This is a genomic window from Hoeflea sp. TYP-13, assembly GCF_040932035.1.
GTDB lineage: Bacteria > Pseudomonadota > Alphaproteobacteria > Rhizobiales > Rhizobiaceae > Hoeflea_A.
This window is the reverse complement of record NZ_JBFRBB010000001.1, coordinates 756348-776495: the sequence shown is the minus strand read 5'-3', so window position 1 is coordinate 776495 and position 20148 is coordinate 756348. Positions and strand designations below refer to the sequence as shown.

Genomic DNA, 20148 nt, shown 5'->3' with positions numbered 1-20148 from the left:
TCCTTTGCGCTAGCGCAAGCGTCCGGTCGGATCAGAAGGCAATCAGGCCCTTCTCCAAGGCATTTTCGAGATGATCCACCGCATCGGCCAGCTTTTCATCGATGATATGCAGGTACTGCGTCCAATCATCGACATGCTTCAGTTCCGCCTTGCCGTCGGAAATGCCGCGCAGGCCCGCAAGCGGCAAACCGAAATGATCGCAGGCCCGCAAGATTGAGAATGTCTCCATGTCCACCATCTGCGCATCGATGCCGTCATAGGCATCGCCGGAGACGATATTGGCGCCCGTCGAGAGGCTTGCGGCCGGAATGTCCGGGATTGTGACCGGCATTTTCAGCGTCACCGGCAGGTCGAGAAATGGTGTCGCACCCTTTTCGAAGCCAAGCGCGGAGGCATCCATGTCGCGATAGGAGACGGAAGACACCTGGTAGACGCAGGTCTGCTCCAGTTCGGCCGAACCCGCAGAGCCTACCGAAATTATAAGGTCCGGCTTTGCTCCCGCTGCCTCAAGCCGGTCGAGTGCCGAGGTAACCTTGATCGCCGATTCAACCGGTCCGACACCGGTGATCAGCGGTTTGAACCGGGACTGCAGTTCGGGTCCGTATTCCTGGTCCGCCGCCATGACATAAAACAGCCTGCGCCCGGCAACGGTTTTGACGAATTCCATCATCCTTCTATTCCCTCTCTGCCGACGACCGCCATCATGGTGCCGGTCATGGTTGCGATCAGCTTTTCATCACCCTTTTCATTCACGGCAAAGGCACTGCCATCGGCGACGGTAATGGTGCTGCCCGGCTTGGTGACTTCGGCACGAAAGATGAAGCGCTCGCCACGAGCAGGCGACAGAAGATTGATCTTGAATTCTATCGTCAATACGGCGGCATCGGCCGCCATCAACGAAAAGGCGGCATATCCACAGGCTGAATCGAGCGCTGTCGAAACTATGCCGGCGTGCAGGAAACCGTGCTGCTGCGTCAGGTTCGCATTATAGGGCATTTCCATCTCGACGGTGCCCGGCCCGACGGCATTGAGCTTCATGCCAAGCGTCTTCATGACTTGCTGACGGTCAAAACTGTCTTTCGAGCGGGCCTCGTATTGCGGGTTTCGCGGTTTGAAGTCCGGCATGATTCCTCCCCTGCTAGGTCCTCTGCATGACGGCAAAGAAAAATCCGTCGGTTGCCGTCGCGGCCGGGGTCAGCGTGATCGTTTTCATGTCGGCGGACCAGGGCCGGCGCTTGTTTTCACCGTATAGGTCCTGCCAGACTTCACCTGCCGAAACCAGTTCGAAGTCGCCATTGTCCTCGCAAAAACCGTAGACCTGGGACTCGTTTTCCTGAGGCAGGACCGAACAGGTAATGTAGATGAGGAACCCGCCGGGGCGCACGAATGGCGCAGCGGACGCCAGCACTTCCTGCTGTTGATCGAGCCTTTCTTCAAGGTTCTTCTGCGTCAGTTTCCACTTGGTCTCCGGACGCCGCCGCCAGGTACCGGTTCCGGTGCATGGAGCATCGATGACGACACGGTCCATGCGGCCGGCAAGTCCGCTTAAATCGGCACCCGCCTCATGGACCTGGACATTGCGTGTTCCAGCGCGTTTCAGCCGATCGAAAATCGGTGCGAGACGGGCCTTGTCGATATCGTATGCATGGATCTGGCCCTTGTTTTCCATAGCCGCCGAAAGCGCAAGGGTCTTGCCGCCGCCGCCGGCACAATAATCGAGGACCTGCTCGCCTTGCTGCGCAAAGATCAGTTCGGAGACTATCTGGCTTCCTTCGTCCTGTACCTCGAACCAGCCTTTCTGGAATCCGGGTTCCGCAGTGACATTTGGAAGCCGTGCCGGCCCCTCGCCCGGTACAATGCGCAGACCGCTGCGCGCCAGCGACGTCTGCACCGCGCCGCTGCGTGCAAGCGCCTTCAGCGTCTTCGGCACCGATGATTTCAGCGTGTTGACACGCAGATCAAGGGGCGGACGGCCGGCGAGTGCCTGCGCCTCGGCCACCCACGCGCCGCCAAAATTCTCCTCGAAGGCAAATTGCGTCCATTCGGGAATGTCCGCCTGCACATGAAGCGGAGCGTTTTTGAGCTTGTGGCCCGCAAAGGCTTTTACGGCGTTATCGGACAGCGGCTCGGGAGCGAATTTATCGTCGGTCAACTGGGCTTTCAGTTTTTCGGGGCTGATGCCCCACTGGCGGTGGAGCACTGCATGGACAAGGGCATTGGGGCTCTCATCGTCCATCAGATAGGCATGCGAGAGTTTCTTGCGCAGCGCGTCATAGACGATATTGCCGATCGCGGCACGGTCGCCCGATCCGGCAAAACGGTGTGACAGACCCCAATCCTTCAGTGCGTCCGCGACGGGCCGCTTTCGCTGGTCTATGTCGCCGAGAACTTCGATGGCTGCCGCCATCCGACCGCCAAGCCGCATGAGATGATCCTTGCTCAGTACATTTGCGCCGAGCCATAACGCGGCTTGCGCACAAATGAAAGCCGGGATCCGGTTAAAAGCGGGTGCTTAGGAAGCTTTGCGAAATCGCACCGCAACGTCCTGCTTGCCGGATCGCGAAAAGTTGCATTGGATATCGTTGCGCTGATCTTGAAATCCGGTTGCATCACCGGTCGCGACCACACATATAGATTGGTATAACAACGCGACTTTTTCAAAAGCCGCATGGTAAGAAGGAGCGTTAAGATGAGCACTCAAAATTACAGGCCGAGCGACCAGGAACTAGCCGACTGGTCGAAGCGCCGCGACGCACTTGCTTCTCAGCTTGAGAACTTCACATATCCGCCGGATGATGGCTGGCTCCGCGAGCTCGTTGTCCGCCACACGGAACCCATGGCCGAGGCCTGCAAGGGCCTTTCGAAAGATGTTCCGCTGAACGTCCGGCTCTCGGAAGCCGCCATGGAGACAGACCGGCACCTTAAGGAAAAGATCGTCAATACGGGGCAGCGTGCAGAGGCCGATGTCGAATATCTGCATGCATCGCTGAAGCGTTGTGTTGCCGCCATGGACGAATGGGTCAAGACGCATTCCAAATCGTGATTGAAGCGGGCGCCGCACAATCATGTCTCAAACACATCGCCGGAAATAACCAGCGGACCGAGTAATCGGCCCGCCCGTGGGTGTGTTGCCGAAAAGCGCTACACCCGCAGCAGCACCAAGACGAGCCACAGCCACAGGATTCCATTGACCGCATATCCGACAATGAAGATCGGCCGGCGCAGGCGCAGGTCATTGGTGGTAATGTGAATCCAGGAATGGCCTATCCGGCTCAGAACGAATATCCACGCAAGAATGATAATGGCGTAATTGACGCCATTGACCATGTAGAGCGCGAGGCAGACCGCATAAAAGAGGAAGGGCAATTCGAACTGGTTGACCAGGTTGCGGGCCACCGTTGCGGTTGGTTCCGGTTCGACAATCGGCACCTTGAAATCCGATGCCCTTGCCTTGCCCGCCATGACAGCGGAGTAACGACGGCGCGTTACCAGCAGATAAATTACATAAATCAGGCCGGTCTGGACGATCAGCGGCCAAAATATTGCTGTGTTGCTCATGGCGTACCCCGCTCCGAATCTTTGCGCAAACTTTAGTGCGAGACGCCAGCGGATGGAACTGCCTTACTTGAGAAGTTCAGGGCAAAGAGCCATATTGAGAGGATACCGGGGGACAGGCTCAACACGTGGAGTGCTGGCATGTTCAAAAAACTGCGGTCAAAACTGTCATCCAATTCCGACCGACCGACCATTGACGGCGTCCCGCCGTTGGACGGCAATGCCGGGCTGATGGGCTGCGACGAGTTCATCGAAGTCATGGGCTCGTTCGAAAACCAGTGCAAGCCCTGTTTCGAACTTGCAGAGCGCGCGCGCCAGCACGCAGAGACTGTCGCTGAAACGGGCAAGATCGACCAAACGCTCTTAAGACAGATAGATGAGGCGCTGACCGAGATCACGACAGCCGAAATCCAGATTGAAGAAACGCTGGAAGTCGCCACTGACATATCGCCGGCGGCACAGGCCCGGTTTGAAACCGCCGCGGACAGGATAGCCGATGCGCACAGCGCACTTGAATCCGCCCTCAACGACATACGCATGGCCAAGGTGGATTTCGATTCCTACCGGGACGATGAGGATGATGACGACGATTTCGATATGGATTGACCGGGCTTTCTCACAATGTGATCGGCGACCCGGTTGCCCTCCGGGAAATTGACACATTTCGGGCTCACACTTTTGGCTGCGTTGGATTTACGGGAGACGCTGGGTCGGGGGGCGTGAACAGCAATTGTTTGCGAACAATGACCCGTGCGCTCCGGCGGGCCGAAAGCCCGGTTTCCGGCGTGGTGCGAAATTGCCTCGCATCCGCCAATACACCGGAATTGAACGTTGCGGCGGGTCCGGGAAGACAAGCGCCGCTGCTTGTGGATCTTCGCATGTAGCCGGAATTTGAGCAGCTGTTTCGATAGTATTTCGAGTACGAAACTCACGTATTGAGAAACCAAAATCAGTTTTGCTGGTTGTGATCGGGAGCGAAACTCGATGACCGCATCAAAAAACGCAATTGATCGAAAATCACTCAGCACCTTTGAAAAGGAAAGGCTGAAAAAACATCTGTGCACGCTGCAAAGGTCTCTGGAGGCCTTTCCCGTCGAGACGATCGACAGAAACAGCGATATCGGCGACTGGGTTGGCGTCGAGGAGTGGGCGCAATCGGCGATGAGTACAACCTACGATATCATCTTCCAGCTCGGATCCGATCACAACCGGCTGCCGGAGGTGAGCAACGCCTTCAACCGCGCCATGTCCGCATATGATGCAACCGCCGACATTGTCGACCGGAAATATTCCGGTCTCAGTCACGAGGATTTCTACCTGGCCAAGATTGCCATCAGGCGATGCATCGAGTCCGGCAATCACCTTCTTCAAGATGATTTGAAGGCCATGCCGCACGAGCCAATTGCCGATGCGGTGGTCAAAATTTGAAAACGCAGGCCGGTTTGCTAGAATTCAGACCCAGTGTGCCCGGAGCGTTTGCATGGTGAGCCTCACAGCAAGAGAAAGCGACATCGTTTTTCGCATCATGGGCGAGTTGTCGACCGACCACTCGTCACACTCACTGCGTACGACGATCGGCCCGATGCTGCTTGATCTGTTGGGCGCGCAATATTTTGCGTCTTATGTGTGGAGCGACGAGACAACGACATTCGACAGCCGCATCGCCCTTAATATGAGCGACGACAACCTGAAGACCTACGAAACCTACTACCAGTTCCGGGATCCGATCACGCCACGCCTGCAGCGCAGGCGCAAGACAACGGCGGTGAGCGAGATCATTTCCCGCTCGGCGCTTGAACGCAGCGAGTTCTTCAACGACTTCCTGGTTCGCGACGGTCTCTTTTTCGGCATCAACTATTATGCCTATTCCGCCGGCCAGAACATCGGCGACCTGCGCATTTGGCGCGGGCGCGGGCGGGAAGACTTCTGCCGCCGCGACCTCGAAATCGTCGATGCCATCGGACCGGCTTTCACCCATGCCATGCGCCGCGCGCTTGCCCGCGAAGGACGCTCGGAATCGCGCATTTCCGTAACGACCGCGATCGAGCACGAGAGCATGAAGGTGCATTTGACAAACCGTGAAAAAGAGATCGCCGCTGCCGTCATGCTCGGCAAGACGGACCTTCAGATCGCGCAGGAGCTTTTCATCTCCATCACCACGGTGCGCACCCACCTCAAACACCTCTTCCGCAAACTCGGCGTTTCGAGCCGGGCCCAGCTCATGCACCGTATCGCACTTCACTAGGGTGTAGTCTGCGACAGCCGGATGATCGGCGGTTTGATCTCGAGAGCGCGGGATTGACCGAGTAGATGTTCTTCCGATAGCAGACCAGACCGACTTGTCGACGGCACATGCCTATTACCGAATTGCCGTTTGCCGGCGGGTCCGAGCGGGGCCTGCCAAACAAGGATTCCCGCATTTCACGTCCTTTTTGTTCAGACAAAGGACTATTTTATTCAAGTTGACATCCCGGGTACCCCATACCCTGAAACAACCAAGAGAACGTCCAGGAATTCGGATGTTTCAGGGTTACATTCAAGGGAGGATACCGATGTTTTCCAAACTCAACCGCCGCGCTGCGTTGGGTGCTACCACGGCGTTGTTCGTCGGCCTTGCTTCGCTGGGCAGTGTGGCATCAGCAGGGACAACGCTTCGTCTGTCGCATCTTTCGCCACCCGGATCGGATATGGACAAATGGGCGCATCAGTTCGCCGATCGCGTCTCTGCCGAGACGGACGGCGAAATCAATGTGCGCATATTCCCGGCAAGCCAATTGGGAGACTGGGAAGAAGTCTATGAACAGCTCAGCCAGGGATCGGTGGATCTGGCCATTCAGTCCATATCGACCAAATTCGATTCCCGTCTCGCATTGACCTGGTTCCCCTACACGGCTGTCGATTACGATTCAGCCAGGGAAGCCTGGAACACTGGCGGCTTCCTGTTCAACATCGTCGACGAACTGGTCGAGCCACAGCAGATCAATGTGCTGGCACCCTATGCTTTCGGCCTTGGCGGCATGGCGGTGGGCAAAGAGGTGGACGATCCGAAAAATCCGGACGCGGACCACAGCTCGCTGAAAATCCGTGTATGGCCGTCCGGCGTTCCGACTCACAAGCCGACGCTTGAGCGACTGGGATACTCGACCACGACCATGCCCTGGGCTGAACTTTACACCGGCGTGCAAACCGGGGTGATCGACGGCATGGTTGGCGGTGTACCGGAAAATGCGGTTCGCGACTGGAACGGTGTCGTCAAGACCTGGCTGCAGATCAACGACCATTTTGAAATCAACTGGCTGCTTGGCAGCGCCATGTCCATGGCAAACCTGTCGGATGAAGATCGTGCCACAGTTCTTGCCGTGGCCAAGGATCTGGCAACCCAGCGCTTTGACGCGGTCGAAGCTGCAGACAATGCCTATCTGGACCAGCTCCGCGAGAGTGGCGTTACGGTTGTGACATATTCACGCGAGGAAATTGAAGCGCTTGCCGATGCCGTGCGTAGCGACGCCTGGCCGGCAATGAAGGGCGAAATTGGCGATGAGCTCTATGAATTGATCACAACTCATTACGCCAACTAGCCCTAACACGGCGCGAGGGGTCGGTGTGACAGCGCCGGCCCTTCGCCGTCAGCCTCCGAAAGCAGAATGAACCATGCTTCAGGAACGTCAAATCCAGATCCAGCACCCGCTGTGGCAGTTCAAGTTGAAAATCCTGCGCCTGGTGATGTTCATCTCCAGCATTGTCTTCACAATGGCCGTTTTTCTTCAGGTCGTCGCGCGCTACCTTTTCAATTATTCGCTGTTCGGCATCGAGGAGTTCGCGAGCTTCGCCGGCGTAATCATGTATTTCATAGGCGCCGCATACGCCACGCATGAACGCAGCCACATTTCGGCAAGCCTGATCGATACGATTTTCGGCGAAGGGCGCATTACAGCCGGTGTCCACGCCTTTACGCGGCTGCTGGCATTTCTGCTTACGCTCTACATCCTCAGTTCCTTGTTCGACCTGTTCATATTCACCGAACGCATGAACACAAAATCGGTCGAGCTGCGACTGCCGATGGTCTGGATATACGGCACGATGCTTGTCGGTCTCGGCCTTACCGCCTTTTACTTTCTGCTGGAATTTTACGACAGCCTGCGCGCGACGATCTGGCACGTACCCGCCGAGGAAACGAAACAATGAGCTCGCTAATTCTTATGGATGTCGCGATTCTCGTGACATTGATGATCCTTGGGGTTCCGGTCGCATTGACCTTTGTCGCTGCAGCAGCCTTCCTGGTCATTTTCGGTGACTACAACTCCACGACATTCCTGATCACCGCCGGCTATTCCAAGGTTTCGTCGGTCGTGCTTTTGGCTATTCCGCTTTACATCCTGGCCGGCGGGATCATGACCCAGGGCGGCATTGCCCGGCGTCTCCTGGAACTTGCCGACAGCATACTTGGCCGCTATCGCAGCGGCCTGGGCGTCGTGACCGTCATTACCACGGCCATCTTCGGGGCGATTTCAGGAATGGCTTCGTCCGCCGTGGCGGCAATCGGATCGATAGCCATTCCACGCATGGTCGAACAGGGTTACGACCGCGGCTATGCAACCTCGCTTGTTTCGTGCTCCGCCGTACTTGCGTTGCTGATTCCTCCAAGCGCAACCATGATCCTTTATGGATGGGTCACCGGCACCTCGATAGCCGCCTGTTTCCTGGCTCCGCTGATACCGGCACTGCTTCTGATCGTGCTGTTCTCCCTCTGGAACATGATTTTGACCCGCAAGATGGATATTCGCGTCGCCGAACCGGTGTCATTCAATGTACAGGTGAAAACGGTCTATCGGCGTGCACGCGAGGCAGGCTTCGGGCTGGCAATGCCGCTGATTATTCTGGGCCTGATCTATGGTGGTGTCACAACACCAACCGAAGCTGCCGCGGTCGCTGTCGTTTATGCTTTGCCGGTGGCGTTCATGATTTACCGCGAACTGACTTTCAGATCCTTCTATGACGTCGTCTGGAAATCGGCACAGGTGACCGCGGTCCTGATGCTGGTGATTTTTACCGCCAATATGCTGGCCCGGGTTTTGACGCTGGAGGAAGTGCCGCAACAGATTCTTGAAACGATGCTGGCGGTTTCGGACAATCCGATCGTCCTGCTGCTCCTGGTCAACGCCTTTCTCCTGATGATTGGCATGTTCATGGAGGATGTCAGCGGCATCCTGCTCGCCGCCCCGCTGCTTTTGCCGGTGGTGACGGAAGCAGGCGTTCACCCGGTTCATTTCGCAGCAATCATCGGAACCAATCTCGGAATGGGACTGATTACGCCACCGACGGCTCCAATTCTCTATTTCGGAACGCTGATCGGTCAGACAACACTGGCAAAAGTCGTCAATCCGACCCTGGTTTTCGTATTCCTTGCCTATTTTCCGGTGGTCCTGCTTACAACGTTCATTCCGCAGCTCTCACTTTGGCTGCCGTCGCTGATCACCGGCCTTTGACGGTTACCGGAGAAAACAATCATGACGTTACGAATTCTTGTTCCGGTCGATGTCGAGGAGCCCCGCTCCTGGCACAAGGTGCTCGATCCGCTCCGGCAATTTGCCAAAGGCAGTGATGTCGAATTGACGGTAGCGACCGTTGTTCCTGAACTCGGAACGGTCATTGCCCAGGCAGCACAGGCAGCGCCTTTCACATCGGAGGCCCCGGCGCAGCTGAAAGAGCACGCCCTTGCGGTTGCAACGGAGCGGCTCGACCGGCTCGTGTCGGAAGTCGGGGACGAATTCGGCGAAATCCACAAGGTTACGCGGTCAGGCTCGGTCTATTCCGAAATCCTCGCGACCGCCGAGGAGACAGCCGCCGATCTCATCATGCTGATTTCGCATCTGCCTGATTTCGGCGACTACCTGCTTGGCCCCAATGCAGCGAAGATAGTACGGCACGCGAATTGTTCCGTGTTTGTCGTGCGCAACGGCCTGCAGGGTGGGTAGGATCATCGGATATGTCCAACAGTTCGATGCAGTTGGAGCGCAGCCTTTACAGGTCCAGCACGCTTTCCGTCGCCGTTGTGATGACGGGCGGCACAATCGCCAAAAGCTATAATCCGGCCAAGGCGCGCCTCTACAATTTTGAGACAAAGGTCAGAGACATCATTGCCTCGTTGCGAACGGACGATCTGCATTTTGACTATTGCGATCTCATGCACAGGGATTCCCTCGACATCGGCCCGTTGGAACGCCGGGCGATTGTCGATGCCGTCGCGAAGGCGGCAGAGCTTCATGATGCCGTGCTGGTGACCCATGGCACCGACAGCATGGCCGAGACGGGCGAAGAGCTATGCCGGACGATCGGACGCCCGGACGTGCCCGTCGTATTCACAGGTGCAATGATTCCCGGCACGATCGCCGGTTCCGATGCCGTCCAGAATGTAACCGAAGCGCTCCTTGCACTGCGGCTGTTGCCTCCAGGTGCCTATGTCGTTTTCCACAACAGGATCCTCGCATTGCCCGGCGCAAGCAAGGACCACAATCGATTGACTTTCTACTGAGCAAAACAAGCCATGAAAAATACCCGAAAAGAAACCGACAGCCTTGGCGAGCGCGATGTACCGGCGGATGTCCTGTTTGGCATCAACACGCTCCGGGGTGTCGAAAATTTTGAAGTCTCACCGCTGAAGATCGGCGACGAGCCTGCCCTCATCCGCGCCCTCGCAGCGATCAAGAGAGCCGCAGCCAAGGCCAATACGGCGCTGGGTGTACTGGACGCAGCCAAAGGTGCGGCAATTGTCGAAGCCTGCGACGAGATTCTTGCAGGCAAACACACCTGTCACTTTGTCGTTGATCTTCTGGAAGGATCCGGTGGCACCTCGATCAACATGAATGCGAATGAGGTCATAGCCAACAGGGCGTTGCAGCTACTCGGCCATGAACCGGGCCGCTACGACCGGTTGCACCCCAATGACCATGTCAATATGGGACAATCCACCAACGATGTCGTTCCTTCGGCGGTCAAGCTGGCGGTTCATGAAAAATCCACTGACCTGACGGCAGCTTTGAAGCGATTGGGCGATGCATTCCAGATCAAGTCGCAGGAATTTTCGAAGGTTCTCAAGATCGGCCGCACATGCATGCAGGCGGCGCAACCAATGACCCTGGGCCAGGAATTCGGGGGTTATGCCGCAGCCATCCACCGTATCGGCGATAAAACCGGCAAGGCCGTGGAAGAGCTGCTTGTGCTGCCGCTGGGCGGCACGGCTATAGGCACCGGTCTTGGCTCGGCCCCCGGTTTTCGCGAGCTCGTGTACAGCCATCTGTCTGCCGGTTTGAACAAGCCCGTCAGGCCTGCAGCCGACATGTTCGACGGCATGCAGAACGCGGACTCCTTCGCTCGCATTTCAAGTGAATTGCGCATTGCCGCCGAAGTCATGGGAAAGATCTGTCTCGACCTCATCATCATGTCTTCGGGAACCAAGAGCGGCATCGGCGAGATACGCCTGCCCGCGGTGCAACCGGGCTCCTCGATCATGCCGGGCAAGGTGAATCCGGTGTTGCCGATGATGATGCAACAGATCGCTTTCGCGGTCGTCGGCAACGATGCGGCGGTGTCGCTCGCCTCCCTCGGCGGGCAGCTGGAGATCAATCATTTCGAGCCAGTGATAGCCTCACGTCTGTTCGACACTATGGATCTTTTGACCCGCGGCAGCCGTATTTTCGCCGACAGGTGCGTATCCGGCATCAAGGCGAATGAAGAACAGGCGCTTGAAAACCTGCTGGCATCGAGCGCGCTGGCAACGGTGTTCGTGCCGAAACTCGGCTATTCCGATGTGAGTAGAATCGTCAAGGATGCCGAGGCGGAGGGAAAACTGTTTGTCGACGTTATCGTCGACATGGGTCTGTTGACCCGGGATCAGGTGATCAATGTCCTCTACGATGCAACCCGATACCGCGAAAAACCTGCCGCCTGACCGGCGGCCGGTCAGACCCCGGGTATTGCGTGCGCAATATCCGTACCCCATGTGTCCGCCATGGTGAAGCCGACAGGATAGGGATCGCTCGGGTCAGTGCCCAGTTGCGTCACACTGTAGATCCACGCCCTTCCGGAAATGCGCGGCAAGACCGCCGCCCTGCCGCCAACGGTTGTGGTTCCGAGAATGGTTGCGGAAAACCGGCTGTTGATCGTGGAGCGCATGTCGAAATCCTGCCCGATCCGCGCCTCGCCTCTGGCATGCATGACGGCAAGACGCGCGGCCGTACCGGTGCCGCACGGGGACCGGTCGACCCGCCCGGGAGGCATGATCGTCGCATTGCGATAGGCGTTTGCGGCAGCGTCTATGTCATCAACGAACATCAGAAACTCGATCGCGTTGAATTGCCTGATCTCGGGATGTTGCACCGGCAATTGTTCCCTTGCCGCCGCTTTTATGCGGTTGCCCAGTGACACCATGTCCTGGGCGGTATCGGGGCTGATCCTGAGATCCAGTTCACGTGCTCGGGGAAGGACGTAGTAAACGCCGCCGAAAGAGACGTCGACAGACAGCGTTCCAAGTCCTTCGACTTCCAGACTGGCGCCGAGGTGCTCAACGAACGCCGGAAAGAAATCCAGCGAAACCCGCTCGACCCGGCCGTCGCGGCACACGGCACGCGCTTTTACAAGACCCGCCGCCGTGTCGAGAACAACGGTGGTCTCGGGTTCCTGCATGGACAAGATACCCGTTTCCAGAAGGACCGTCGTCACGCACATCGCATTCGAGCCCGACATCGCATGGCTGCCGTCGGCCTGCATGGGAATGAAGGCCGCATCAGCATCGGAACGGCTGGGAGGCAACAGCAGGTTTGTCGTCATCTGCGCGCATCCGCGTGGCTCATGATTGACGAACTGCCTCAGTTCATCATGCGCCTGAAGATATTCGAGTTTTTCGAGCGTGGTCTTTCCTTTGATATCCAGAACGCCACCTGTCAGCACCCGGCCGATTTCCCCTTCGGCGTGGGCGCCCACAATCGTTACTGTCCGGTTCCAGCGCATTGTACCTCCATCATTTTGAGAAGATCTTGCTGAACGGACAAGACATCCAATAGAATAGGTCAGACATTTATATGTATGCGGCGGAAGACAGCGACGGAGCACGACATGTTTCAGCCTACTCCCGTTCCGGCAGATGTGGAGCCGGACGTCCGCTTCGCCTTCATCCCGACGCCGGCGTTCACGCTACTGCCATTTGCCGGCTTTTTGGATGCGGTACGCCATTCTGCCGATGAAGCGGACCGAAGCCGGCAGATTTTTTGCAATTGGGAGGTTCTTTCCCATACGACGAAACCAATAAAATCGAGTTCCGGCCTGTCTGTCCTGCCGTGGAAGACCTTCGGGGATGCGGGCGATTATGACTACATCGTCGTGATTGGCGGCCTGCTCTCTGAACTTGATGACATTCACCCGGACACGTTTGCATTCCTTCGGCAGTCGTTCGAACGGGGAACGAAGCTCGTTGGCTTGTGTACCGGCAGTTTCGCCATAGCCAAAGCCGGCCTTCTCAGCGGGCGGCGCTGCGCCATCCACGCGCACCATCGGCCCGAATTCGTTGAGCTGTTTCCAGATGTCGTGCCAATAGAGAACGAAATCTATATCGATGACGGCGAGATTATCACCTGCCCGGGTGGAACCGCCGCGATTGACCTGGCTGTCGAGATCCTGATCAAACACTGCGGCAAATCCCGCGGTCTGAAGGGTCTGACGGCGATGGTCGTCGATGAGCACCGGCAGGCTCATGATGTTGGAAGGATGCCCTATCAGGACCTTGAAGATTGCGGCAACTGGCGGGTCGAGCAGGCAATTCGGATCATGCGCCAGAAGCTCAGGGAGCCTGATACCACCAAGCATCTTGCCCGAACGCTCGGAACGACGGTGCGGCAACTCAACAGAGCTTTCAGATCCCATGCCAAAGCAACGCCGCAGGAAATCTGGCGCGATATGCGCCTGCAGCACGCCCGCTGGCGGCTGATCAACTCCAAGCGGACAATCACACAAATCGCCCATGAATGCGGTTTTGCGGACAGCAGCCACTTTTCACGATGGTTCAAACGCGAATTCGGGGACCCTCCCCGCCTTTATCGCGAACAACGGCTCGCGCGTGTTCGATAGGGCGCAGCCGCTGTTCGCGCGGAATATCTGGCGGTGAAGGACACGCTCTAGGAGTTTTCCGCCTGCAGCTTCGCCAACAGTTCGTCCAGTACGACAAATCCGCTGCCCCAGCCCTTCTTCATGCCTTCCATGGCTCCGGCCCAGCAGGCAATCTCCGCATCCGTCGCATCAAGCGGCACCATCGTAAGCCGCACATTTGTTTTGGCGCCTGCATCCTCAAACGTCACAGTCGTCAACAGCACACGCGGCCAGTCCGCCATCATCGGACTGGTGATGATGTTCCAGTTAGAGTCTGTCGACGAGTGATGCCAGACCAGTTTTTCCTGCGGCACGACCTCCTGAAATTCCATTTTGCTCAGATCGGATTTGGCGCCCCATTTCATTTCGTTGAGCCATACCCCACCCGGCTTCAGCTCAAATTTGTGAATGACCGTCTCCACCCCCGGGCCATACCAATGGGACAGCAGCTTGGGATCGGTCCAGGCACGCCAGACCATTTCGCGGGGAGCGTCGAAAACGCGGTCATGTACATATTCAGGAAGTTCACTCATCTTTTGCTTCTTTCTTTTCGGCTAGTTTCATACTGACAAGGACATCATCAAGCTGATCGAAGCTTCCAGCCCAAAATGCCCTGAACTCCTCAAGCCACGCGACGGCAGCGGCCATCTTTTCGGCTTTCAGGCGCGCAGGGCGGCGCTGTTGGTCAATTTCGCGCTCTATGAGCCCGGCGCGTTCGAGCACCTTGAGATGTCTCGACACTGCCGGCTGGCTCATTTCAAAAGGCGCGGCGATCTCATTGACCGAAGCCTCGCCTTCGGCAAGCCGCGACAGAATTGCCCGCCGCGTCGGATCGGCCAAAGCTGCAAAAACGGCATCGAGACTTGATTGCCTATTTATATAACCAATTGCTTCCATAACATGATGGTTATATAAAAATTCACCCGCGTCAACAGTTTTTGCAATGGCCCGCGCGGCGTGACCGACCCGCGCTTGTTGCAGCGCCTTCCAGGGCAGTGAATCCGAGGTATCAAAAAAAGGGCCGCACGTGATGTGCGGCCCTCAATTTGTGCTGTACAGGAAAAATCTGCTTAAAATTCGTCCCAATCACCATCTGTATCGATGGCGGCGTTGCCGTCAAAAGCAGCGGCGGCCGGCTTTGGCTTAACCTGCTCTTTTTGTGCATTGCTGTTTTGAGCGACGGGCTCGGACACCTTGCGTTGTCCGGCCATACCGATATCGAACTGCTGCAGCATATCGTTGATACGCACGACCTCGTCCGCGAGCATCTGACTGGCGGCAGCGGCCTGTTCCGAAGCGGCGGCATTTTGCTGCGTGCCCTGATCAATATTGTTGACCGCCTCGTTTATCTCCTGCAGACCCAGGGCCTGTTCGTTGGCCGAACCCGAAATCGAACCGATATGCTCGTTGATTTCTGTTACCTGCGAGACGATGGCTTCAAGCACCTCACCGGTTTCATTGACAAGCGCAGCTCCGGTTTTGACTTCCTGCCCGGAGGTATCGATCAGTTCCTTGATTTCCTTGGCGGCGCTGCTCGAACGCTGGGCAAGTTCACGAACCTCCTGGGCGACGACGGCAAATCCCTTGCCGGCTTCGCCTGCCCGGGCCGCCTCCACGCCGGCATTGAGCGCCAGGAGGTTGGTCTGGAAGGAAATCTCGTCGATCACTCCGATGATGTCGGTGATTTTATCCGCAGACGCTTCGATCTTGCCCATGGCTTCGATCGCATTGCGAACGACGGTGCCCGATTTTTCGGCGTTGCTTCTGGCCGTTGTCACAAGTTCGCTGGCTTCCCGTGCCCGGTCGCTCGCCGATTTCATGGCCGACGTGGTTTCACTGACTGCTGCAGCGGTCTCTTCAACTGATGCAGCCTGATGCTCGCTGCGGCTGGCGAGCGTGTCCACAGCCGAATTGATTTCCTTCGAACCGGAAAGGATCTGTCCGGAGGCGGCGCCAACCTGGTCTATCGTTGCCGAGAGCTGCTCCACAGCACCGTTGAAATCGTCCTTTAGCGCCTGGAAGGATGGCGGAAACGCCTCATCGATGCGGTAGCTCAGGTTCTTCTGCGCAAGCGAGGACATTGCCTTGCCGAAGCTCTCGGTCACCATCGCCGTTTCGGCGGCCATGGCTTCGTCCCGCTCTCTTGCTTTTGCTTCCTCATCTTGCTGTTTTTGCAGCAGCCGCTGTTGTTCTTCCTCAAGCTCCATTGACTTGATCATATTGTCCTTGAAGACACCATAGGCCATGGCGACCTTGCCGATCTCGTCATTGCTGACGACCTCGACATCAACCGACATGTCATCGGCATTGAGCGCCTCGAGCCCCTTGACGATTTGCGCCAGCGGACGGGTGATGCTCCGCCGTACCAGGAATATCGAGATGACCACTCCCAGGAGAACAGCCACCGCGGCAATGACGGACATCAGCTTGAGAGCAAATTGCTCGTGGTGCTCGGCCGCCAGCGCGGCCTGCAATGTAAATTCCTCGATTTCGAACAGCAGGGCCTCAAGGCCGTGGTCCAGTGTATCCTCCAGGGCTTCGATACCCGGAAGCATCTCAATGGCTTCCTCCAGCTTACCCGCACGGACCAGTTCGATAGCGTCGAGGGCCTGCGTGTCATAGCTTTTGTGCATTTCGCCGAGGGCCGTTAGTTCCTCAGCGATCTTCTGAAATTCTTTGCGTTCCGCGTCAGTCAGGGCAGTATCGCGCGCGTGACCGGCCATCTCGATCGCCTCGACGAATTCGCCGTCGACCTTCGTGGTCAGTTTTTCGAACGTTTGAACCGCCTTTTCGAACCCGGCCTTTGCCTCGGGATGGTTCTTCATCTCCTGTGCCGTTCGAAAGGCGCGTTCAAAATTAATGGCCTGTTCGAGCTGATGGACCGTCACCTTGGCCAGACTTGCCGTCATCGGGACATCGCGTTCGGCGATTGCCTCGACTTCAAGACCAACCTGCCGCATCTGCCAGATGCCCGTGCCTGCGGCCAGGCACAAAAATGCCAGGCACAAACCGACGATCATATAAACCTTGGCGCCGATGCCGACTGATCTGGCGCCAGCCTTCGACTGTGTATTAAATCCACTTTGCCGTTTCATCTGATTTCTCCAAATCCGGGTCGGCTCATATGCCGATGGTTTTCAGGTGATTGCCGGCCGGCTGCGCGGGATGCGCAACGACGCCGATTGGTGAAGTGGCCGTTGCGGCCCTGCCCTCATAAGCCAAGGGGGGCGTGCAGTGGCTGCGCCTGCGGACCGCCCCATATTTACACTTCCTGATCATTTAAGTTCCCTCATATTTGTTGCCGCGACCTGACCTGGTGGCAAAACGGCACAGCAAGTCCCCACGCAACTTCTTGGCAGATGCGTTGAGTTCCGACCCGATTTGTACATGTTGGATTTATGCCGACACGGCAGCAGGGCGTCATGCCTTTGAATCAATACAATTCAAGCAACCGTTATGTATTTATCGTAACACGTGGTTTCAATTCAGTTAATGCTTCGCACTGATCAATCAATACATTGGTTGCAACCAGTTCAAACCACACGCAACAATAGTTGGATCATCGAAAATCTCTTTAAACATGTGCGCTTCAATAAAAAATCAGTAATTACTTACATATATCGACCTGCCTACTTCTATATAATTGATTTTCCAATCAAACACCTACCCGACCAAATCGCACCAATCGCGAGCCTCCGCCGTATCCGCTTTCCGAAAGCTTCGAAAAGGCTGGTGCTCGGTCACCCGCATCCGCTACGGCAAAAAAATATCCTCATTTGTGAGGATACCGCTCCTTTCGATCAAGCGGCAGGATTGAGGCGACACGCATTGGGAGGTGCCTGCTTTGTCAAACCCTGTCGACCTCACCATAACCGAGGCACTCGCAGCCATGCGGGCCGGCTCGCTCTCTTGCAGCGACTATGTTGAAGCGCATATCGATCGGAGCGAGTGCTGCGCTGAACTGAATGCCTATGTTAGTCATGACTGGAACGCGCTACGTGATGCGGCCAAGGCGGTCGACGAAAGCGGTCGGGCCGGCGAAGGCCTGTCCGGCGTTCCCCTGGTTTTGAAAGACAATATCGATACCCGGACGCTAACGACGAGCGCCGGCACTGGCGCACTTAATGATCATATCGCGGGACGCAATGCGCCGGTCGCCGATGCGTTGTTTTCCAACGGCGCGCTGCTTGGGGCAAAGGGCAATATGCACGAGCTTGCCTTTGGTATTACCAGCAACAATGCGGTGACCGGCCCGGCGCGCAATCCGTACAATGCCAAGATGATACCGGGCGGCTCCAGCGGCGGCGTCGCAACAGCCGTTTCGGCGCGCATGATGCCGGGCGGTATCGGCACGGACACCGGTGCTTCGGTGCGTCTGCCGGCGGCCCTGTGCGGCATTGTCGGCTTCCGACCAACCGTCGGGCGCTATCGGGGAGACGGCATTGTCCCGATCTCCCATACACGCGATACGGCAGGCCCCATCACCCGCAATGTCCAGGATGCGCGGCTGCTTGATGCGGCCATGCGCAATCAAAAGCCGGCCGAGACGATTGCGGATCTGCGTGGCCTGCGGATTGGAATCCCGCGCCCGCATTTTTATGACAATCTCGACCCGGGTGTTGCGACGGTCGCCGATCGGACCATAGAAGAACTCGGCAAGGCTGGCGTGGCGCTGATCGAGGTCGACATACCCGATATCGCGGCCCTTAACGACGCGGTCGGTTTTCCGGTCGCCCTTTATGAATTCAAGGTCGATCTCGCAAAATATCTGGCGGACCACGGTCTCACCTATACCCTGGAAGACATTTATCAGGGGATTGGCAGCGCCGACGTCAAAGCCGTCTTCGGATCGCAGCTCGGCGATGATGCCATTCCGGAAACCGTCTACCGCCAGGTCATGGATGTGGCGCGGCCGCAGCTACGGCGCGCCTATGCCGATTGCTTTGCGCAATACGATGTGCCGGCAATTCTCTTCCCGACCGCTCCGCTTGCCGCCCGCCCAATCGGGGACGATGAAACGGTGGAACTCAACGGCGAACGCGTGCCGACCTTTCCGACCTTCATCCGCAATACCGACCCGGCAAGCAATGCTGCCATTCCGGGCATCAGCCTGCCTGCAGGCATAACGGCGGACCGCCTGCCGGTCGGCATGGAACTGGACGGTCCTGAGGGCTCCGACGACACGCTGCTGGCCATCGCGCAGGCGGTCGAAACCGTTATCGGCTTCAACGCGGCGCCGGAATTTTAGAACGATAAGGGAGGATACATCATGAACCGCAGAAATCTCATCAAGCTGACGATCGGCGTATCGGCGCTTGCCGCCCTGCCGTCGCTGCTCGGCACCGTTGCGCGGGCCGCCGATCCCATCAAGGTCGGGGTTCTCCTGCCTCAATCGGGTCCGGCCGGGCTCTTCGGGCCATCATGCGAAAACGCCACAAACCTGGCTGTTGCCGAAATCAACGCGGGCGGCGGCATTTTGGGCCGTATGGTCGAGCCGGTCTTTGCGGATGTCGGCGGCCCGCCTGCAGATGCCACCCAGGCTGCACTCAAACTCTGGAAAGGTCAGAAGGTTGACGCCTTTATCGGCATGCATGACAGCGCCGTGCGCGGAGCGCTGACCAATCTCTTCAAGGGGCAGGTCCCCTATATCTACACGCCCGTTTATGAGGGCGGAGAGTGCTCGGCCGGCACCTATGTGCTGGGAGAAACGCCCGCACAGCAGCTCGAACCGGTCATTCCGTGGATGGCCGACAAGAAGGGTGCCAGCAAATGGTACCTCATCGGCAATGACTATAACTGGCCGCGCGATACCAACGCTGCTGCAAAAGGTTATATCGAGGCCTCGGGCGGAGCCGTGGTGGGCGAGGAATATCTGCCGTTCACCGCCGACAATTTCGACAGCAACCTTGCCAAGATCAAGAGCAGCGGCGCTGATGCCGTGTTGATAACGCTGGTCGGCGGTGCATCTGTCGGCTTCAACCGGGCCTTTGCCAGCTTCGGCCTGCCGGATACCGTGGTGCGGCTCGGAACGCTGATCGAAGAAAACACCCTGGCCGGTATCGGTGCGGAGAACTCGAAAAACCTCTTTTCTTCCGCCGGCTATTTCGCCAGCATCGATACACCCGCCGCAACTGCATTTTCCGAAGCCTATAAAGGCAAGTTCGGCGCTGACGCCGCTGCGCTCAACACGCTGGGCGAGTCCTGCTATGAGGGCATGAAGTTGCTCCAGGCCCTGGCCGCAAAGGCCGGCTCGCTTGAAGTGGCGGACTTCGAAGGCACCGCGGACGGCACCAGCTATGACGGTCCGCGCGGCCGCGCGACAATGAGCGAAAGACATGTCTCGAAGGACATCTACCTTGCCGAGGCCGACGGCGCTGCGTTCAGGGTCGTCGAGGCCTTCCCGGCCGTCGGTGCAGGCAAAAACTGCAGATAGCGGGACGGCTCGGAAACCTTGGA

At 57.4% G+C, this 20148-nt stretch carries 21 protein-coding genes; 13 read left to right on the top strand and 8 right to left on the bottom strand.

The genetic code is table 11. The annotated features are described in order from the left end of the window. Nucleotides 1-31 precede the first annotated feature (31 nt). From ABVT35_RS03590 to ABVT35_RS03580, 3 genes are read right to left on the bottom strand one after another with little or no spacing between them, the layout of a single operon-like run. Nucleotides 32-667 carry a 5'-methylthioadenosine/S-adenosylhomocysteine nucleosidase gene (locus ABVT35_RS03590; protein ID WP_368466266.1) on the bottom strand — a complete coding sequence of 212 codons (636 nt, stop codon included), beginning with the start codon at nucleotides 665-667 and terminating at the stop codon, nucleotides 32-34. Beyond that, the gene (locus ABVT35_RS03585) at nucleotides 667-1125 is read right to left on the bottom strand and encodes a PaaI family thioesterase (RefSeq protein ID WP_368464905.1); all 459 of its coding nucleotides are present in this window, start codon (nucleotides 1123-1125) and stop codon (nucleotides 667-669) included. Before ABVT35_RS03585 ends, ABVT35_RS03590 begins: the two co-directional genes overlap by 1 nt. A gap of 13 nt (nucleotides 1126-1138) precedes the next feature. Beyond that, nucleotides 1139-2425, bottom strand: a complete 1287-nt coding sequence (locus tag ABVT35_RS03580) for an RsmB/NOP family class I SAM-dependent RNA methyltransferase (protein ID WP_368464904.1) — start codon at nucleotides 2423-2425, stop codon at nucleotides 1139-1141. Nucleotides 2426-2689: 264 nt separating this feature from the next. Between ABVT35_RS03580 and ABVT35_RS03575 the strand changes: the two genes are divergently transcribed. Then, nucleotides 2690-3043, top strand: coding sequence for a hypothetical protein (locus tag ABVT35_RS03575; protein ID WP_368464903.1), 354 nt, complete (start codon nucleotides 2690-2692; stop codon nucleotides 3041-3043). A 98-nt stretch (nucleotides 3044-3141) separates the two neighbouring features. Here ABVT35_RS03575 and ABVT35_RS03570 read toward each other — a convergent pair whose 3' ends face one another. Then, the gene (locus tag ABVT35_RS03570) at nucleotides 3142-3558 is read right to left on the bottom strand and encodes an MAPEG family protein (protein WP_368464902.1); all 417 of its coding nucleotides are present in this window, start codon (nucleotides 3556-3558) and stop codon (nucleotides 3142-3144) included. A gap of 138 nt (nucleotides 3559-3696) precedes the next feature. Here ABVT35_RS03570 and ABVT35_RS03565 point away from each other — a divergent pair, with 138 nt between their 5' ends. The 9 genes from ABVT35_RS03565 to ABVT35_RS03525 all read left to right on the top strand — a co-directional run bounded on the left by ABVT35_RS03565 (nucleotide 3697) and on the right by ABVT35_RS03525 (nucleotide 11503). After that, nucleotides 3697-4161: a hypothetical protein gene (locus ABVT35_RS03565; protein ID WP_368464901.1), complete on the top strand. Its 465-nt coding sequence runs from the start codon at nucleotides 3697-3699 to the stop codon at nucleotides 4159-4161. A 378-nt stretch (nucleotides 4162-4539) separates the two neighbouring features. Continuing rightward, nucleotides 4540-4983: a hypothetical protein gene (locus tag ABVT35_RS03560; protein ID WP_368464900.1), complete on the top strand. Its 444-nt coding sequence runs from the start codon at nucleotides 4540-4542 to the stop codon at nucleotides 4981-4983. Between the two features lie 52 nt (nucleotides 4984-5035). After that, the gene (locus tag ABVT35_RS03555; protein ID WP_368464899.1) at nucleotides 5036-5800 is read left to right on the top strand and encodes a response regulator transcription factor; all 765 of its coding nucleotides are present in this window, start codon (nucleotides 5036-5038) and stop codon (nucleotides 5798-5800) included. Nucleotides 5801-6107: 307 nt separating this feature from the next. After that, nucleotides 6108-7133 (top strand): TRAP transporter substrate-binding protein DctP, encoded by a 1026-nt coding sequence (gene dctP / locus ABVT35_RS03550; protein WP_368464898.1) that lies wholly within the window; start codon nucleotides 6108-6110, stop codon nucleotides 7131-7133. Nucleotides 7134-7206: 73 nt separating this feature from the next. After that, nucleotides 7207-7740: a TRAP transporter small permease gene (locus ABVT35_RS03545; protein ID WP_368464897.1), complete on the top strand. Its 534-nt coding sequence runs from the start codon at nucleotides 7207-7209 to the stop codon at nucleotides 7738-7740. Beyond that, nucleotides 7737-9041, top strand: coding sequence for a TRAP transporter large permease (locus tag ABVT35_RS03540; RefSeq protein WP_368464896.1), 1305 nt, complete (start codon nucleotides 7737-7739; stop codon nucleotides 9039-9041). Before ABVT35_RS03545 ends, ABVT35_RS03540 begins: the two co-directional genes overlap by 4 nt. Nucleotides 9042-9062: 21 nt before the next feature. Further along, nucleotides 9063-9530: a universal stress protein gene (locus ABVT35_RS03535; RefSeq protein ID WP_368464895.1), complete on the top strand. Its 468-nt coding sequence runs from the start codon at nucleotides 9063-9065 to the stop codon at nucleotides 9528-9530. An 11-nt stretch (nucleotides 9531-9541) separates the two neighbouring features. Then, nucleotides 9542-10087: an asparaginase domain-containing protein gene (locus ABVT35_RS03530; protein ID WP_368464894.1), complete on the top strand. Its 546-nt coding sequence runs from the start codon at nucleotides 9542-9544 to the stop codon at nucleotides 10085-10087. A gap of 12 nt (nucleotides 10088-10099) precedes the next feature. After that, entirely contained in the window at nucleotides 10100-11503 is a 1404-nt protein-coding gene (locus ABVT35_RS03525) for an aspartate ammonia-lyase (protein ID WP_368464893.1), read from the top strand. Between the two features lie 11 nt (nucleotides 11504-11514). Here the strand turns inward: ABVT35_RS03525 and ABVT35_RS03520 are convergent, their stop codons facing one another. Beyond that, a complete protein-coding gene (locus ABVT35_RS03520) occupies nucleotides 11515-12561 on the bottom strand; it encodes a proline racemase family protein (protein ID WP_368464892.1) in 1047 nt (348 codons plus the stop codon). A 105-nt stretch (nucleotides 12562-12666) separates the two neighbouring features. Between ABVT35_RS03520 and ABVT35_RS03515 the strand changes: the two genes are divergently transcribed. After that, on the top strand, nucleotides 12667-13674 hold the full coding sequence (locus ABVT35_RS03515; protein WP_368464891.1) for a GlxA family transcriptional regulator: 1008 nt from the start codon (nucleotides 12667-12669) through the stop codon (nucleotides 13672-13674). A gap of 47 nt (nucleotides 13675-13721) precedes the next feature. Here ABVT35_RS03515 and ABVT35_RS03510 read toward each other — a convergent pair whose 3' ends face one another. The 3 genes from ABVT35_RS03510 to ABVT35_RS03500 form a co-directional block, all read right to left on the bottom strand. Continuing rightward, nucleotides 13722-14225, bottom strand: coding sequence for an SRPBCC domain-containing protein (locus ABVT35_RS03510; protein WP_368464890.1), 504 nt, complete (start codon nucleotides 14223-14225; stop codon nucleotides 13722-13724). Beyond that, nucleotides 14218-14589: an ArsR/SmtB family transcription factor gene (locus ABVT35_RS03505; protein WP_368464889.1), complete on the bottom strand. Its 372-nt coding sequence runs from the start codon at nucleotides 14587-14589 to the stop codon at nucleotides 14218-14220. Before ABVT35_RS03505 ends, ABVT35_RS03510 begins: the two co-directional genes overlap by 8 nt. 173 nt (nucleotides 14590-14762) lie before the next feature. Next, on the bottom strand, nucleotides 14763-16787 hold the full coding sequence (locus ABVT35_RS03500) for a methyl-accepting chemotaxis protein (RefSeq protein ID WP_368464888.1): 2025 nt from the start codon (nucleotides 16785-16787) through the stop codon (nucleotides 14763-14765). Between the two features lie 749 nt (nucleotides 16788-17536). On the opposite strand from ABVT35_RS03500, the gene iaaH reads away from it, so the two are divergent. Together iaaH and ABVT35_RS03490 are read left to right on the top strand one after the other, a co-directional pair. After that, nucleotides 17537-18940, top strand: coding sequence for an indoleacetamide hydrolase (gene iaaH / locus ABVT35_RS03495; RefSeq protein WP_368464887.1), 1404 nt, complete (start codon nucleotides 17537-17539; stop codon nucleotides 18938-18940). A 21-nt stretch (nucleotides 18941-18961) separates the two neighbouring features. Beyond that, the gene (locus tag ABVT35_RS03490; protein ID WP_368464886.1) at nucleotides 18962-20125 is read left to right on the top strand and encodes a substrate-binding domain-containing protein; all 1164 of its coding nucleotides are present in this window, start codon (nucleotides 18962-18964) and stop codon (nucleotides 20123-20125) included. Nucleotides 20126-20148 lie beyond the last annotated feature (23 nt).